Genomic DNA, 15,323 nt, shown 5'->3' with positions numbered 1-15,323 from the left:
CGATGAATATTGATATTACCAGACTCCCATCACCTTGTTATCTTGTTGACGAAAGACTTCTTGTCAAAAACCTTGAGGTTTTGAATTCTGTACAAGAGCGGACAGGTTGCAGTATTCTGCTCGCTCTTAAGGGGTTTTCGATGTTTTCGACCTTTCCTCTGGTTGGCAAATACTTAAAAGGCGTAACCTCCAGCTCGTTGTTCGAGGCAAGACTCGGTCGCGAGAAAATGGACAAGGAGGTTCACGTATACGCACCTGCTTATGTTGACAGTGAATTTGATGAGCTATTGGAGTATGTTGACCATATTGTTTTCAACTCCTTTGATCAACTGAAACGCTTCAAAAGCAGAGTGCAAGGCGTAACTTCCAAAAAAATCGACATCGGCATTCGAGTAAATCCGGAATATTCGGAAATCGAAACGCCGCTGTATGATCCTTGCTACAACAATTCCAGAATGGGTGTGACTCTGGCTAACTTTAGACCTGAGGATCTGGATGGCGTGGACGGTATTCATTTTCATACGATGTGTGAACAGAATTCAGATACGCTGGAGCGTACCATTAAAGTCGTGGATGAGAAATTTGGGCCATACATTAAGCAAATGAAATGGCTCAATTTCGGCGGCGGTCACCATATTACCAGAGAAGACTATGATCTGGACACACTGGTACGCTGTATCCAATATTTTCAGGATAAATACGGTGTGCAAGTTTATCTTGAGCCAGGCGAAGCTATCGCTCTGAACACCGGATATCTGGTTGCGACTGTACTGGATACGATGAAAAATGGAATGGATATTGCCATTCTGGATACTTCGGCTGAATGTCATATGCCTGATGTGCTGGCGATGCCTTACCGTCCGAATATCATTGGTGCAGGCAAGCCTGGTGAGTATGCACATACTTACAGACTTGGTGGACTTACGTGCTTGGCTGGAGATGTGATTGGTGACTATTCCTTTAAAGAGCCATTGAAGCCAGGAGACAAGCTTGTATTCTGCGACATGGCCCATTACACGATGGTCAAAAACCACATGTTCAACGGAGTCAACCTGCCAGCCATCGCCAGCTACAACGACGAAGAAGGCATCAAGGTAATCCGTCAGTTCTCTTACGAGGACTTTAGCTCACGTTTGTCGTAAGAAAAGGTTACTAATATACAGCAAACCAAAAAGCCTCGCCCCTAAAATTAGGAGTGAGGCTTTATTGTATAGGAAACTGAATTAGTATCTTTATTCCTCAATTTTGGCGGAAATCTTGTACCAGAACAATTGACCGATTTCGTAGCCTGGCACTCCCACTTCTAAGTAGTACTCTTTGCCAGCCTCAAGTTTTTTACCTAAAGTATTCTGTCCTTCTTCTGTTGTTTTAATCATATGACCATCGCTATCTGTTAGAGTCAAATTTAACCATGCATTAGGATACTTATCCCCTTCAATTTTAAAATCAACCCATTTGGTCTGAAAAGCCTTAAATTTATACATATCGTAAGTATCATAGTCTCTTCCTTCAATGAGTTCTCCTATGGTTCCGTATATATCACTACCTAGCCAAACTTCGCTGGCCTTATCATACCAATTGTTAGGCTCCCTGTCAGTTCCATTACCGAAGAGTTGGTTGGATTCCTTTGCAACTGGTACAGAATCTGCTTCTGAAGCTAAAGCGACACTGGCAGTAGTACTCAGCATAAGTGTAAGACCTAATGAAGCTAACAACGTTTTTTTCATGAATAATGATTCCTCTCTTTTTTAGGATTTATATTCATTTACATAAATATATTAGTGATTTAATTATGGGGTTATTATTCAATATCTTTCACTAGATATATGATATACAAAAAAAGGATTAGTTATTTTGAAGGTGTACATTAAAAATGTTGCAAGAGGGTGATTATCTAAGATGAAGAAGTACAAACGAGCCATAAGCACGAAGAAGATATGAACGTAAACCGTCAGTTCTTCTACGAGGATATAGCTACATTTGTCGTAAGACAATAGTCGTTCAAAGATGTAAAAGCGCAGACCCTGTAAAAAAGATTACGTTGTTGATATGCTCCATTGGCTGTTTAGTTTATTTAATCGTAGAAAAAACTCTATAGTCGAACAATTGACCAACCTCAGGATTGGCTACCTCTACTAACAAGTAATAATCTTGTCCGGCTTCAAGATTTATACCTAAACGGTATTGACGATCTGCTGCACTTCTTTTGATACTTCCATTGCTGTCAGCCACACTAAGCATCATCCATGAATTAGGATATATTTCCCCTTGAATGTTAAATTCATAAAATCCAGACCGAGGGGCTGTAAACTTATAATAATCTGCAAAGTCATAGCCTATATTGCCTTCAGAAATGAATTTTCCGAAGTTCCCATAGATATCGACGCCACTTCCTACTGTTATTCCAGTGGCTTGATCAAACCAGTTATTAGGCTCTACGTCGGTATACCAGGAAGATGAAAGCTGAATAGATTCCTTTTGTAATGCGGGTGCTGCTTCTTGAGCAGATGCAACAGCGGTGGATGTACTTAATAGAAGTGCTAGACCTAGTGTGGATATTATTGCCTTTTTCATTTAATAATCTCTTCCCTTCTTTTGTTTTGAGATTTATATGATATATATTGCTAATTACATCCATTATTATATAGTGTATTCCAATAAATTGGAATAAAAATGGAACAATAAACAAAAATATATATTTTTTTGTCACAATTATGTGTTTTTACAAATTTATTCACTAAACTTCAATTAGGAATTAGCCAACTTGCTGTATACTATAAAGTTCCATCTTAATATGCTTTTATGAAAAGGGGCATTCTATTTTAGGGGTAACAGAAGCTATGTTATACTCAATAATTGGAGGTGAAAAAAATGTTCGACCCGACCGTTTTTGATAATTTAAAAGTAGCTATGGAAAATGCGGTTTACGATCTGGATAATTTGGATTCACGTATTAACATTACGCAGCGGACTGATAGGTTGGAGATGTCGGTAATGTCGCGTGAATTTGGCGTACAGTTCAGTCTGAGAGAACAGCCGGGTGTGACGGCAGAACTTCAACTAAAAATGGATTTAAACAACCTGGCTGCAGAAATTTTGGAAATGGAAGACCAAACTCCGGGATGTAGCTTGTTGCTGTATTTTGATATGAAGATTCGAGAGATTGTGACACAATGCAGCCAGATTGAAAATATACTGACCGACATTTGGAAGCCCGAACTTCGACCAGTACAAACGTTAAGTCAGATTTACGGAGAGAAGACGTCTACATACCAAAACAGGATTGAACTCCGATTTTCCAGGCAAATTAACGAAGATCAGATGGAGGATATTTCAGAGTTGTTGGAACACGTGTTGCTGACGCTTATGGAATTAAACAAGGTCTAACCCCCTCTTTCTCTTAATGAAAGACAGGCTGTTGTCGTTGGGGGGATGTAGAGGTAAAGGAGCAAGGGATATATGATAAATGAACACGATTTTTCTGAAATATATGCGATTATGGAGTCTTCTTTTCCAGCATCAGAATGCAGGACGTTTGAGGCTCAAAAGGCTTTATTGAAGCATCCTAGCTATCGCATCATCACTGAAAAAAATGAGCAGGGTAACATAGTGGCTTTTTTGGCAGGCTGGAAATTCGCACATTTTCGGTTTGTAGAGCATATTGCGGTAGATTCCCGTATACGAGGTGGCGGATTAGGCCAAAAGCTTATGGGTAGATTTATCTCACAGTCTAACCAACCGGTAGTGCTGGAGGTTGAGCCGCCAGTGGATGAATGGTCACGGAGAAGAATTGGTTTTTACGAACGATTGGGATTCCATCTGAACCATTTTGAATATGTACAGCCCCCTCTAAGAGAAGGACAGACGGATCTGCGGCTTCAAATTATGAGCTATCCAGGTGCGCTGTCTGAACAGGAATTTACTCCGTTTAAAGAGATTTTATATACCGAGGTTTATGGGCTTAAATAAGAGACTAGACAGTAGTAGATAAAAGTAAAAGGCTCTGCTTGTTCCGTATGGGTACGGGAGCGGGGCCTTTGCTCTAAAAAGCTAGATGTGCTTCATTGTTGTTAATGTTTTGTCCATGTCCATACCATCACAAATTCCTTCTCACCAGTCTCGGCATCCACTGACTCTGCTTGAATGGTAAATCCATTTTTAGTATAAAAGTTAAATGCTTTGGTGTTTGATTGATACACCTTTAATTGAATTTCCTGATGCTGTTGCTTAACCCCATCTAATAGTAACTTGCCATAGCCTTTTCTTTGAGAGTCAACACGTATAAACAGAGCAGCCAAGTATCCGTCCATCATGGAAATGAAGCCGCCGATCGTATGGTCATCTTGTATGATAACGTAGTTTTGAGCGAGGGGAAGGTATTTGTTCTCCATCTCGGCAGCTTGAGATGTCCAATACTGCGGAGCAATAAAATGATGGGCTTCTATAGAAGCATCCAGCCAGATGGCTACCAGTTCCTTTAATTCTTCTACTTTCGCAGGTCTAATCGACATTGTAACGCCTCTTTTCACAATATGTAATCGTATCTATAGTAGAGTATGATGAAATAAAAAAGACCGTCCGTGGACGGTCTTTCTACCCGTGGCGCTTAATTAAAGCCTTGATCCGTATCCCGCGCCTCCGTCAACTCTGCAAATTAGAGAATAACGGACCGGGTAAGGGATACGCTCAACATATGATTATTGATGTTGACGCACCTCCTTTCCTGATGCGTTCATCTTACCATATCTGGTTGGTGATATCCAGTGATTTTCTTATATTTACTAGCATTATTCATAGAAAATATAATATAAATCTGCTTGCTTTTAAGCTCTATTCAAGATATAATCTTAATTATGGTGATTAAAGTATCGCCATCAATACATAGTATGCGGTCGTGGCGGAATTGGCAGACGCGCACGGTTCAGGTCCGTGTGGGCTAACCCCCCGTGGAGGTTCGAGTCCTCTCGACCGCATTATACCTAACAATTACAGGTTCTTGGATTGGCTGAATGCCTCCAAGAGCCTGTTTTTATATGGTTAAGATGCGTGCTATTATACAGCCATTTTATTTATGCTGGAATATATATTTAATATAATCTTTTGCACTCTGGTTAATGTCTTCATCACTTGCTTGAAACGAGGCTCCGAAGACAGCGAAATAGGGTAATGTTACGGCGCCCACATGTACTGCGCTTGCTTTAAAAGGGGCTATAACTTCATCTACCGTAAATGTAACGGAACCCGTAGATAAGTAGTTTTCTTTTTTATCGCCAATCGACATGGCGATCCCTAGCTTCTTTCCTTTTAACTTATCACCTTTTGAACCATAAGCCCATCCATGGGCAAAAACATCATCAAACCACTTTTTTAATAAAGGAGGGTAACTATACCAGTATAAAGGGAACTGAAATATGATATTGCTGTGTACTTCAAGTAACTTTTGTTCTTTCAAAACATCAATGTTCCAGTTGGGATACTCTTTATAAATTTCATGAATTGTCAAATCATTGGTATATTGAAGTAATTCTTGTTTCCATCTTTGATTTACTCTGGAATCTTCAATATTCGGATGTGCTAAAATCACCAGAGTCTTCATTATAAATCACCTTTCTTACATCGCATCATTTGCTTTTTGTGGATACGTATTATTATTCTGTAGGCTATAAAAAAAGTAAATACACACAATAAAGTAATATAGTTACTTGAAAGTGTGCGTGGTACTTAGAGTGAAGATATGTGATTATAAAATGAATTCGATAAACTTAGTTATTTTAGTCTTGAAGAGGTGGTCGTATGAAACAATATAATTTAGGCATAGAAGCAACACTGGAGATCATCGGAGGTAAGTGGAAATCCTTAATCATATGCTTATTAATGTCTGGTAGAAAGAGGACCAGTGAATTACAGCGTAGTATTGCAGGCATTTCTCAAAAGGTTCTTATACAGCAACTTCGTGAACTTGAGAAGGATGGGATCATAGGCAGACATGTGTATAATCAAATGCCTCCAAAAGTGGAGTACTATATAACGGAATATGGAATTACAGCAAATGAAATTATTGATTTAATGTGTACCTGGGGAAGGACTAATATCAAAATAAGACAAGAGAAAGGAGAAGATGTGATATTGCTAGAAAATAAGTCCAAATGAATATTGGAGTTAAAGAGCGCTGTAGACTATGATGTTTACGGCGATTTTCTTTTTGGCGTAGAGTCGCAGTTCGGGGATATCTGTGTCATAGTATTTGATCGTTTACCTTCAAGACCATGTTATATGTTGAGCCGCAAGCTGATTTGTAATATAGTTATGACTGGACAACCATTCCATCAATATTAAATGAATGCCAAAGTAGGGGGACCCTTGCAATGATTATTAAACCGAAAATTCGTGGTTTCATATGTACGACTGCGCATCCTGCAGGATGTGCGGCTCACGTTAATCGTCAAATCGACTACATCAAAGACAGCACGGGATTACAAGGAGCTAAAAAGGTACTTGTGATCGGAGCATCCACAGGTTATGGACTGGCTTCCCGCATTGCTGCGAGCTTCGGTATGGGATCTGACACCGTAGGAGTATCCTTTGAACGTCCTGCTTCAGAGGGGCGCACGGCTTCGGCAGGCTGGTACAATACAGTGGCCTTTGAAAGAGCAGCCAGAGCGGCTGGCTACATAGCGGAGAGCATTAATGGAGATGCTTTTTCCCATGAAATTAAGCAGGAGACGTTGAAGTTGGTCAAAGAAAAGCTGGGCAAGGTAGACCTGATTGTATATAGTGTCGCCTCACCGCGACGGACACATCCTGATACGGGAGAGACCTTCAATTCCGTTCTCAAGCCCATCGGACAGCCGTTTACGAATAAAACGGTGAATACGAACACAGGTGTCGTGTCGGAAATTACGCTTGAACCAGCAACGCAGGAGGAGATTGATAACACCATCACGGTCATGGGTGGCGAAGATTGGTCCCTGTGGTTAAAAGCGTTGGAAGAAGCCGACCTGCTGGCTGAAGGGGTAACCACACTGGCTTACTCGTATATTGGTCCTGAGATTACGGAGGCTATTTATCGTAAAGGAACCATTGGCCAAGCTAAAAATGATTTGGAAGCCACAGCACATACGTTAACAAAGCAACTGGAGCGTTATCGTGGGAAGGCCTACGTTTCAGTGAATAAAGCTTTGGTTACACAATCCAGTTCGGCTATACCTGTTGTGCCTCTGTATATTTCCTTACTGTTTAAGGTCATGAAAGAAAAGGGACTGCACGAGGGTTGTATTGAGCAGGCGCAACGTCTGTTCGAGGCATTATACAGTGGGTCCACTGTGGAAACAGACGATGAAGGACGCATTCGTCTGGACAACTGGGAAATGAGAGAGGATGTGCAGCAAGCTGTTAAAGCGGCTTGGTCTGAGATCACTACCGAAAACGTATCCGAACTGGGTGATCTTGAGCAATATCGTCTGGATTTCCTTCAATTGTTTGGATTCGGTTTTGATGAAATTGATTATGAATTGGACGTTGATCCAGAAGTTCACACAACTTAGGTGAAAATGTGCTAAACCAAAAACGGGTACTCTCAAGCTGCAAATGGCTTGTGAGGCCCGTTTTTTATGTATGTAGTCAAATTAAAATGGTCTGGCTTTCAACAGAATTCATTGAGAATTGGACGTAGAAAGCGACTTTCGGTGCAGCAAGCGAAAAACGGCAATGGTAATGATAATCCCTGCAATGCCAAAAACCGTGACAGAAGTCAGTGCACGATAAGCTTGCCAGCCGAACAAAAAAGCAACCCCACTGCCAAACGTTGTACCTGCCAGTAAACCGAGCGCACAGGCAATATCTGTTCCAAATTTCATAATCTTGTTCCTTTCGAATGGTTGAATTGAATCGTAACTTGTACGTTTTTTCTGGACTTGTACCCACACTTGTGCGTACAATTAAATAGTAATCGTTTTCAAACGGAATCTATTATTAGTATGGATCATTCTTGTACAAATTATTCCTTTTTCAGGAGGCTGATGAAATGAATATGAATGAGCAGATTAAGCTGTGGAACGAAGAGGCGCAAGCTAGTAACACTGATCATCCTCACCGAAAGGTTGAATTGTTTATCGAGGTACGGGATGGAGCACTTGAATCCATTGCTTCTTATTTGAATCAACAGAATTATAAGCATGTTACTCTAGTAGAGGATGAGCATACTTCAGCGGCAGCAGGGAAGAAAGTAGCTGAATTAATCCGTGAAGCAGATTTGACAGTTGATGTAGTTCGGCTGCCTCCGAATGTGGTAGGGGATGTTATTGCTGATGAAACTTATATCATGAAGGTTTTGCTGGGTGTGGCGGATCAAAGTCAGGCTGTGCTTGCTGTAGGGTCAGGTACGATTCATGATCTGGTTCGCTTTGTGTGCTATAAAATGAATCGTCCGTTCTTGTCAGTCCCAACGGCTGCATCTGTAGATGGTTTTACCTCAGCTGGGGCCCCATTAATTGTGGATGGCAGCAAGCAGACGTTCCAAGCCGTTCCGCCGGAGGCGATCTTCGCTGACTTGTCCGTACTGGCAAGTGCCCCTCAAGTGATGACTGCCGCAGGTTTTGGCGATATGCTCGGTAAGTTCACCTCATTAGCGGACTGGCATGTGTCCAGAGATTTGGGAAACGAGCCGTATTCACCTGTAGCTAATCGAATTACCGAGGAGGCTTTACGTGCTTGTGTAGAGCATGTCGATGAGATCGCGGCAGGCAGTAAGGCAGGGGTCGAGGTGTTGATGAATGCGCTGATTGCATCCGGTATTTCGATGTTGATGATTGATCATTCCCGTCCTGCCTCAGGGGGAGAGCATCATATTTCTCACCGAATTGAAATGGATTTTATTGCAGAGGGGCGCAAGCAAGTTTTGCATGGTGCCAAGGTGGGCGTTGCCTCCGCTTTGCTGTCTGACATGTATAGGGAATTGGCTGCCACTCAGGATGTGGAGGCTTTTGAAGTATATCGGACTTTGCCTACATCGGAACAGATGCGTGCATGGCTAGCTCAGGTGGGAGGTCCGTCTACTATTGCCGAGCTGGGGGTTACACAGGAACAACTTGCTCGTGCTTTGCGCACGGCACATACTTTGCGTGATCGCTATACCGGACTCAAGTATATGAATGAACACCAGTTACTTCGTTCGTAATGTGTGTTACACCTACACTAGAGTCCTTTAGATACTCAGTTTAAGCATGAGGAAGTGATTTGTGAGTGGGTTTACGCCTCCGGCAGCTATACAACGATAATATGCTTCTGTAACGCTTGTATGTACAAATGAATGCTATGCTATAATTGTGGAATACGAGTAGATACATGATATGTCAAGTACGGAGGAAATTATGGCGCCCAAATATATACAAGTTAAACAGGAAATTTTATCATGGATTCATTCATCCAAACTGGAGCCGCACTGCCAGCTTCCTTCTGAACATGAAATGTCTGAACAATTTGCAGTTAGTCGGCAAACGGTGCGTCAGGCGCTGGGTGAACTGGTACAGGAAGGTTGGCTGTTTCGCATACAGGGCAAGGGAACCTTTGTCGCAACACGGGATCTGAAGCAGCCCGAAGATCCACGGACGATTGGAGTTGTGACAACCTATATATCGGATTATATTTTTCCATCCATTGTACAGGGAATTGAATCCAAGCTAAGCCGGCAGGGCTACAAGCTACTGCTATCAAGCACAGGCAATGACCCAGAACAAGAACGTCAGTGCTTGGAAATGCTGCTGAGTCAACCACTGAGCGGAATTATTATTGAGCCGACCAAAAGCGGGGAACGTAATCCCAATTTGAACTATTATTTAACCGTGGAGAATCGCCAAATCCCTTATTTAATGATCAATGCGCGTTATGAGGAGATGGATGCACCTTGTTTGCGTTTGGATGATGAAAAGGGTGGTTTTTTGGCGGCAGAGCATTTGATCAAGCTGGGGCACCGGCGATTGGCCGGATTTTTCAAAACCGATGATATGCAAGGAATTCTGCGGATGAAGGGATTTGTAGCCGCTCACCGTAAATATGGAGTGACGTTACATCCAAACGCAGTAACGACGTACCGGACTGAAGAAAAAAATGAGCTTCCGTTACAACGCGCATCACAGCTGTTGGCGATGGAGACAAGGGAACGTCCGACCGGATGGGTGACCTATAATGATGAATTGGCGGTGCGGCTGCTGGATATTGTACGTTCGGCGGGCCTCAGTATTCCCCAGGATCTGTCACTGGTTGGGTTTGATGATTCATTTTTGGCGACAGCCACGGAAGTCAAACTTACAACCATTCGGCACCCCAAGGAAGAATTGGGGTTACGTGCCGCCGATACCATGCTATCGATGATTGAAGAAAAGGGATATCGTGAAGAAGAGCGTCAATGGATTATACCCCCAGAGTTAATTGTACGCGAATCCACGGGGCCAGCTTAGGAAATATTTAGTTAATTTTAAGTTGATGGTATGTTACTGGATACACGGAGCAGCCTGTTTTCTGGATTGCAGAAAAGGGGCTGTTTTTCTATACATTTTGAAAATGTGTACATAAATCTATCAAAAAGATATATATAAAAGGTTGATTTAGTTGTACGTACAAGTGTGCGGTGAGAGTGGTGCCAGAAATGAAAGTAAGAAGAGTGACCTATGTATGTTAGAAACATTAAATAAAGGACGTTTGGGAGGTCAACTGGCAGCCATGGCTATGGGAGCTGAAGTTGGGGCGGAGGATATGACAATCGCCGAAACAGCGCGTCATATGGCACGTATGCGTGATGAGAGCTTCAAGCCAATCCCTGAGAACGTGGACATCTATAATAAGCTCTATGAGGAATACAGCCGTCTTCACGACTACTTTGGATGTGGGGGTAACCCAGTTATGAAAAGGCTGAAGGCCATCAAGGCAGAAGCTGGACGTTCAACTGAAGCGGCAAGCACTCAATCCTAAGAAGTTACAAATTATAAGCAAGAAGCATTTTAATTTTGCTATCTAAAAAGCACAGTACGCCAGAATCGGCAGACTGTGCTTTTTTGCTTTTATATTCTGTAAATCACATGATGTGAAAGCCTTATGCATGAAAGATGGTAATGCGTTCCTTTCAAAGACTTTCATGAAAGTTTCAATCGTTTCGTTTTAAAGGACATTGTTACTTTTTCAGCATGGCATCAGCAAACAAAATGGATTTTGGAATACGGAAAAACTGTTCCGCCTGATCCTGGAAGGTTTGTGAAGGAACGGTACCCTGATGCAACCATTTCCGAAATGTACCCGGGTGAACGCCAATCCAATGACTGACATCGGTCACCGAAATATCATGTACCATGCACAAACCCGCCAAAATCCGGTTTTTAACTGGAGAACGAGTTACAGTCCGTTTCATGAAACGGGACGGTGATGGTTGACAAATGAGCGGTGAACGCCGGACAACCTCTTCGTTAAATAGAATATGGTGCGGATAACCAAGTGTATTACACGTCTTTTCCAGATTAGTGTTGCCGGGAATGCGACCTTCATATACCCACGCGCTGACGCTGCGAGAGGAGATGGAAAGCTCCTCGGCAAGTTGGGACAGTTTAATGTCATTAGCCATCAAAACGGCAAGCAAAACGCGATTGCGTACTTGACAGCGTGTTGGTTTGCGAAAACGTTTGACACGCACGCCTTTTCCCAAATATTTGCGATTGATCAGAGACCACGCCTGAATGGAATGTTTGTCTTGTTGTTTAGGCATATACCCTCCGATTTTTTTTAAACACATACTACTATACCCGAAGGGGGCTTTGCAAGTGACTCTTCTCCTGATTTTCTTTTAATCCCATGGGCTTAACCGGTTTATGGAAAATAAGGTCCATTTGGCCTATAAAAATGGAAGTTTAAGGTGTCGATATATTAAAATGTGACATTTTTTATGGAAATGGAGGTAATATGTTCTTCTCTTATGATTGTAAGGTTGTACAGAGAGAAAAGTGGGTTTTTACAGCCCAACATGCAATTTTTTTGACGAGAAAAAGGGAGGTTATACAGCTAGATGATTTGTAAAAAGGTAATGGTATGGTTTCTGACGGCACTTTTGGCAACGAACACTTTGCTGTGCTTGCCTAGTGTGGCAGGAGCGGAAAAACAAGATTTAAAGGACGGAATGCAACTAAATCATGCGGATCAAGCAGATTTGGTACAGAAGGAACAGGGGCTCACGAATGAAACAGTTTCTTTTGAGCCGCCAACTTCTGCGACAAACAGCGTGTATAATGCACTCATGATGAGTTTGGCAGCGGTGGAGTATACGTCAATCGTTATCGACCCTGGAGAAAGTTATGAATTTCAGAATACAGATACAGTTAGTAAATCTATATACAGCAACGCTTCTCAGTCAAAAGGTATTCTGTACGATAGTGTGAGCTACAAAGAGGACGGAGATATTAGCACTGTCCATATGGACTATGGCATAAGCCCCATTGGTGTTCCTGGGGGAGGTACAGCGTTTATTACGAATACAGGGACAGCAGCATTAACTGTAAAAGTAACAGACGTCTTCACCTACAGTACATCGGAGGACCCAGCATTAGAGCGAGTTACGCTCTCTAAGAATGAAAGCTACCGGATTGTGAATGAAGGATGGACAGCCCGTTCCATTCAGCATGATGGGTCAAATACAGACAATCGCCGTTTTGATTACGCAAAATACAAGGCAGACGGAACCTTATCCGCTTCCGCCCTTAATAGTATTGCTCATCCTACTTTGGGTGATGGAGAGGAACTGATTATTACAGGCTCCACTGCCAATGCGGTGACGTTCGGATTTCCATACGGCAAATACACTATAGAAAGCACCGGTGAGCCGGCTTATGCGCGGGTTACCTTAAATCAGGGGGAAAGCTACCAGTTTATCAATGTGGGAACACGATTGGATACGGTGGAAAGTGATGGTACATCTAAAGATAAACTTGACTATGTTGTTTATCTGGCAAACGGAACAGAGGCTTCACGCGGCAGTAGCACTACGGCGAAGCCGCAGATTGCTGTGGACAGATATGCGGTAATTACCCAGGTCACTGCAAATCCGGTTACATACGGGGCCCCTTATCGCAATTTCATTGCTCGCCCTGTGGGTGGTGATGCCATCAGCCGTGTAGAGCTTGAGGTGGGCAAGAGCTACATTTTCCATAATAACGGTACACTAATGAATCCGATCTACAATAACTCCAAAAAGGTAGGAAGCTTGTTCGACTATGCGATTTACAAGCCGGATGGAACGGTAAATTCCTCTGGTTTTAACAGCCAGTCAGGTCCTATGATCCCGCCATCGGGATATGCCATTGTGACTGTAATTGGCCCGAGTCCTATTACCTTTGACTATACAGATGATTTTTCTTGGGAAACCAGCAATGATCCTGCTTTTTTGCGCGTAACACTGTCCAAAGGCGAAAGTTATGCTTTCACTAATATTAGTGATCATTTGAGGAATCTGCACAACACAGCCAGTACCGTTAAAGGGAAATTTGATGTGGTCCTGTATAAAGCAGATGGTACAGAGCAATCCAGGCGCAGTACTGGGAAATCAACCTTTTTGGTGGGTGCAGGTAAAAAGGCCAGCGTGATGGTAACCAGTGATACGCCAATCACGTTTGGTGGAATCTATCGGAGCTTTAAGGCCAGCGGAGATGATGATGGTATCAGGCAAACGACTTTGGAGCCGGGAGATTCGTATATTTTCCGCAATCATGATAGCAAATCAAATTCATTACGGCATGACAAAAGTAATGGAAGTGCACGCTTTGATTCAGCAAGCTATCGGGGACTTCGTTTACTTACATCAGATCATTTCAACAATACAGTGGACCCAGAGATTGTTGCTGGCGGTGAAGCCATTGTCACCAATGTATCCGATCGGCCAATCACCTTTAGTTACAGCAGTAAGATAGAGGCTATGCTTAACGCACAGGCTGCCTTCCATCGAATTACACTAAAACGCAGTGAAAGCCAAAAATTTATAAACGTTAGCACTTTGGATAAGGCCCTGGACGTCATTTCAGTCAGCGGTATGAAATGGAATTACATTAACTATAAGGCAGATGGAACTGTGTACAGCCAAGCTAATGATACGACTCAATTACCATTAGTACAGGCTGGTGGCTACGCCATTGTAACGACGGTTTCTGATGTGCCAGTTACTTATGGAGCTGTATTAGGAATATTCGATGTTGAGGCTGCCGATGTGCCAACAGGCAATCAGGTTACCATCAAGCAGGGAGAAAGCTATGTATTCCATAATACTGGCTCACAGGCTTCCTCATTAACCACAGATGCTTTAGACACAAGCCGTCTCTATGACTATGCCATGTATGGAGAAGGTAGCGGTGTGAATTCCAAGGTGGATAGAGCAGGTATGAGTGTTTCTTTACCTGAAATCTCACTTGGCGCAGGAGGTACGCTTGTTGTAACCGTTACTTCACCGCAAGCTGTAACCATTCATTTCAACAATGACATTAAAGCAGATCCAAGCACAGAACCAGCGTTATTAAAAACATCTTTATCTGGTGGCAAGCAGGAAGTATGGATCAATCGCGGGAGCCAGGAAGCACCTGTCTTGACGAATGCAAAGGCAACGGGTGGAACATATCAGTTCACTGTTGCAGATCGTGCTGGAAAAGTGATTAGAGAGCATAAAGAGGCGACAGACAATCAGCAGCAAGTGCCAGCTAACGCAAATATTCATCTTGCCGTAGCAGCCGCTACTCCTGCTGTTAACTTTGGAGCACCTTATCGTGTATTTGCTGTAAAAAATAACGATGACAGCAAGCTAGATGAGCTCATTGAACTCATAGAAAAGGAAGCTGACTTTACAGCAGGTCAGCAAGGGAAATATCGTTTTACACCCAAAGAAGACGGGATTTACCGTTTCGCGGTGAAGGAGAAATCCAACTTTGCTGCGCAGCAGCCCATTGTAGCCTTGTTTACAGACCCTGATTTTAGTAGCCAGCTTGTCTCCTCAACAGAGCAAGCACAAATATATGGTTGGGATTACACGGTCTTAGAGTATGAGATGAAGGCAGGTCAAACGGTTTATGTGAAGCTGTCAGAAATTAATAGCGGTGCATTACAAGCCGTAATTGAGGCAGCCCATATGGCGCTTGGCAAGGACACTTCATATGAATACGGCAAAGGAAACCGACTGAATAAAGTTATTTTATTCACCGGTGACCAAATTCAATTGGATTATGATTTAAACGGAAACGTCATAAAACGGACGAAAAAGGTATTTCCTTTTACAGATTAAAAGGATGCTCTTGGCTTCGAAAAAATAT

Annotated in this window: 15 protein-coding genes and 1 tRNA gene; 10 read left to right on the top strand and 6 right to left on the bottom strand. The window is 42.6% G+C overall.

The window, feature by feature from the left end; translation table 11 throughout:
- Window positions 1–2: 2 nt before the first annotated feature.
- A complete protein-coding gene (nspC, locus tag ACXHJ1_RS23270) occupies window positions 3–1,142 on the top strand; it encodes a carboxynorspermidine decarboxylase (RefSeq protein WP_457905296.1) in 1,140 nt (379 codons plus the stop codon).
- Between the two features lie 90 nt (window positions 1,143–1,232).
- Here the strand turns inward: nspC and ACXHJ1_RS23265 are convergent, their stop codons facing one another.
- Both ACXHJ1_RS23265 and ACXHJ1_RS23260 read right to left on the bottom strand, forming a co-directional pair.
- Window positions 1,233–1,727: a hypothetical protein gene (locus ACXHJ1_RS23265; RefSeq protein WP_107734343.1), complete on the bottom strand. Its 495-nt coding sequence runs from the start codon at window positions 1,725–1,727 to the stop codon at window positions 1,233–1,235.
- 343 nt (window positions 1,728–2,070) lie between these two features.
- Window positions 2,071–2,574: a hypothetical protein gene (locus ACXHJ1_RS23260; RefSeq protein WP_107734342.1), complete on the bottom strand. Its 504-nt coding sequence runs from the start codon at window positions 2,572–2,574 to the stop codon at window positions 2,071–2,073.
- Between the two features lie 297 nt (window positions 2,575–2,871).
- On the opposite strand from ACXHJ1_RS23260, the gene ACXHJ1_RS23255 reads away from it, so the two are divergent.
- Window positions 2,872–3,387 carry a hypothetical protein gene (locus ACXHJ1_RS23255; RefSeq protein ID WP_457905295.1) on the top strand — a complete coding sequence of 172 codons (516 nt, stop codon included), beginning with the start codon at window positions 2,872–2,874 and terminating at the stop codon, window positions 3,385–3,387.
- A gap of 72 nt (window positions 3,388–3,459) precedes the next feature.
- Window positions 3,460–3,969 carry a GNAT family N-acetyltransferase gene (locus ACXHJ1_RS23250; protein WP_290404348.1) on the top strand — a complete coding sequence of 170 codons (510 nt, stop codon included), beginning with the start codon at window positions 3,460–3,462 and terminating at the stop codon, window positions 3,967–3,969.
- Window positions 3,970–4,070: 101 nt separating this feature from the next.
- Here the strand turns inward: ACXHJ1_RS23250 and ACXHJ1_RS23245 are convergent, their stop codons facing one another.
- On the bottom strand, window positions 4,071–4,511 hold the full coding sequence (locus ACXHJ1_RS23245; RefSeq protein ID WP_457905294.1) for an N-acetyltransferase: 441 nt from the start codon (window positions 4,509–4,511) through the stop codon (window positions 4,071–4,073).
- A gap of 377 nt (window positions 4,512–4,888) precedes the next feature.
- On the opposite strand from ACXHJ1_RS23245, the gene ACXHJ1_RS23240 reads away from it, so the two are divergent.
- A tRNA-Leu gene (locus ACXHJ1_RS23240) sits at window positions 4,889–4,973 on the top strand.
- 92 nt (window positions 4,974–5,065) lie between these two features.
- On the opposite strand, the gene ACXHJ1_RS23235 is transcribed toward ACXHJ1_RS23240, so the two are convergent.
- On the bottom strand, window positions 5,066–5,596 hold the full coding sequence (locus ACXHJ1_RS23235) for an NAD(P)H-dependent oxidoreductase (RefSeq protein WP_045243914.1): 531 nt from the start codon (window positions 5,594–5,596) through the stop codon (window positions 5,066–5,068).
- A gap of 197 nt (window positions 5,597–5,793) precedes the next feature.
- Here ACXHJ1_RS23235 and ACXHJ1_RS23230 point away from each other — a divergent pair, with 197 nt between their 5' ends.
- Window positions 5,794–6,150 carry a winged helix-turn-helix transcriptional regulator gene (locus ACXHJ1_RS23230; protein WP_017425873.1) on the top strand — a complete coding sequence of 119 codons (357 nt, stop codon included), beginning with the start codon at window positions 5,794–5,796 and terminating at the stop codon, window positions 6,148–6,150.
- 215 nt (window positions 6,151–6,365) lie between these two features.
- Window positions 6,366–7,544, top strand: a complete 1,179-nt coding sequence (gene fabV, locus ACXHJ1_RS23225; RefSeq protein ID WP_457905293.1) for an enoyl-ACP reductase FabV — start codon at window positions 6,366–6,368, stop codon at window positions 7,542–7,544.
- Between the two features lie 108 nt (window positions 7,545–7,652).
- On the opposite strand, the gene ACXHJ1_RS23220 is transcribed toward fabV, so the two are convergent.
- Window positions 7,653–7,856, bottom strand: a complete 204-nt coding sequence (locus ACXHJ1_RS23220; RefSeq protein ID WP_016819686.1) for a hypothetical protein — start codon at window positions 7,854–7,856, stop codon at window positions 7,653–7,655.
- 167 nt (window positions 7,857–8,023) lie between these two features.
- On the opposite strand from ACXHJ1_RS23220, the gene ACXHJ1_RS23215 reads away from it, so the two are divergent.
- The 3 genes from ACXHJ1_RS23215 to ACXHJ1_RS23205 all read left to right on the top strand — a co-directional run bounded on the left by ACXHJ1_RS23215 (window position 8,024) and on the right by ACXHJ1_RS23205 (window position 10,965).
- Window positions 8,024–9,175 (top strand): sn-glycerol-1-phosphate dehydrogenase, encoded by a 1,152-nt coding sequence (locus tag ACXHJ1_RS23215; protein WP_457905292.1) that lies wholly within the window; start codon window positions 8,024–8,026, stop codon window positions 9,173–9,175.
- A 193-nt stretch (window positions 9,176–9,368) separates the two neighbouring features.
- Window positions 9,369–10,454, top strand: coding sequence for a substrate-binding domain-containing protein (locus ACXHJ1_RS23210; protein WP_457905291.1), 1,086 nt, complete (start codon window positions 9,369–9,371; stop codon window positions 10,452–10,454).
- Window positions 10,455–10,668: 214 nt separating this feature from the next.
- Window positions 10,669–10,965 (top strand): hypothetical protein, encoded by a 297-nt coding sequence (locus tag ACXHJ1_RS23205; RefSeq protein WP_243208136.1) that lies wholly within the window; start codon window positions 10,669–10,671, stop codon window positions 10,963–10,965.
- Between the two features lie 199 nt (window positions 10,966–11,164).
- Here ACXHJ1_RS23205 and ACXHJ1_RS23200 read toward each other — a convergent pair whose 3' ends face one another.
- Complete coding sequence (locus tag ACXHJ1_RS23200) at window positions 11,165–11,749, bottom strand: helix-turn-helix domain-containing protein (protein ID WP_013370447.1); 585 nt, start codon at window positions 11,747–11,749, stop codon at window positions 11,165–11,167.
- Between the two features lie 297 nt (window positions 11,750–12,046).
- Here ACXHJ1_RS23200 and ACXHJ1_RS23195 point away from each other — a divergent pair, with 297 nt between their 5' ends.
- The gene (locus ACXHJ1_RS23195) at window positions 12,047–15,295 is read left to right on the top strand and encodes a hypothetical protein (protein ID WP_107734335.1); all 3,249 of its coding nucleotides are present in this window, start codon (window positions 12,047–12,049) and stop codon (window positions 15,293–15,295) included.
- Window positions 15,296–15,323: the final 28 nt, after the last annotated feature.

The sequence above is a fragment of the Paenibacillus sp. ALE2 genome (assembly GCF_054113385.1).
This window is presented reverse-complemented; position numbering and strand designations above follow the sequence as displayed.

What these genes read in the sequence shown, in the direction of transcription:
- nspC (WP_457905296.1), top strand. Translation starts at nt 3, where the DNA reads ATGAATATTGATATTACCAGACTCCCATCACCTTGTTATCTTGTTGAC.
- ACXHJ1_RS23265 (WP_107734343.1), bottom strand. Translation starts at nt 1,727, where the DNA reads ATGAAAAAAACGTTGTTAGCTTCATTAGGTCTTACACTTATGCTGAGT.
- ACXHJ1_RS23260 (WP_107734342.1), bottom strand. Translation starts at nt 2,574, where the DNA reads ATGAAAAAGGCAATAATATCCACACTAGGTCTAGCACTTCTATTAAGT.
- ACXHJ1_RS23255 (WP_457905295.1), top strand. Translation starts at nt 2,872, where the DNA reads ATGTTCGACCCGACCGTTTTTGATAATTTAAAAGTAGCTATGGAAAAT.
- ACXHJ1_RS23250 (WP_290404348.1), top strand. Translation starts at nt 3,460, where the DNA reads ATGATAAATGAACACGATTTTTCTGAAATATATGCGATTATGGAGTCT.
- ACXHJ1_RS23245 (WP_457905294.1), bottom strand. Translation starts at nt 4,511, where the DNA reads ATGTCGATTAGACCTGCGAAAGTAGAAGAATTAAAGGAACTGGTAGCC.
- ACXHJ1_RS23235 (WP_045243914.1), bottom strand. Translation starts at nt 5,596, where the DNA reads ATGAAGACTCTGGTGATTTTAGCACATCCGAATATTGAAGATTCCAGA.
- ACXHJ1_RS23230 (WP_017425873.1), top strand. Translation starts at nt 5,794, where the DNA reads ATGAAACAATATAATTTAGGCATAGAAGCAACACTGGAGATCATCGGA.
- fabV (WP_457905293.1), top strand. Translation starts at nt 6,366, where the DNA reads ATGATTATTAAACCGAAAATTCGTGGTTTCATATGTACGACTGCGCAT.
- ACXHJ1_RS23220 (WP_016819686.1), bottom strand. Translation starts at nt 7,856, where the DNA reads ATGAAATTTGGAACAGATATTGCCTGTGCGCTCGGTTTACTGGCAGGT.
- ACXHJ1_RS23215 (WP_457905292.1), top strand. Translation starts at nt 8,024, where the DNA reads ATGAATATGAATGAGCAGATTAAGCTGTGGAACGAAGAGGCGCAAGCT.
- ACXHJ1_RS23210 (WP_457905291.1), top strand. Translation starts at nt 9,369, where the DNA reads ATGGCGCCCAAATATATACAAGTTAAACAGGAAATTTTATCATGGATT.
- ACXHJ1_RS23205 (WP_243208136.1), top strand. Translation starts at nt 10,669, where the DNA reads ATGTTAGAAACATTAAATAAAGGACGTTTGGGAGGTCAACTGGCAGCC.
- ACXHJ1_RS23200 (WP_013370447.1), bottom strand. Translation starts at nt 11,749, where the DNA reads ATGCCTAAACAACAAGACAAACATTCCATTCAGGCGTGGTCTCTGATC.
- ACXHJ1_RS23195 (WP_107734335.1), top strand. Translation starts at nt 12,047, where the DNA reads ATGATTTGTAAAAAGGTAATGGTATGGTTTCTGACGGCACTTTTGGCA.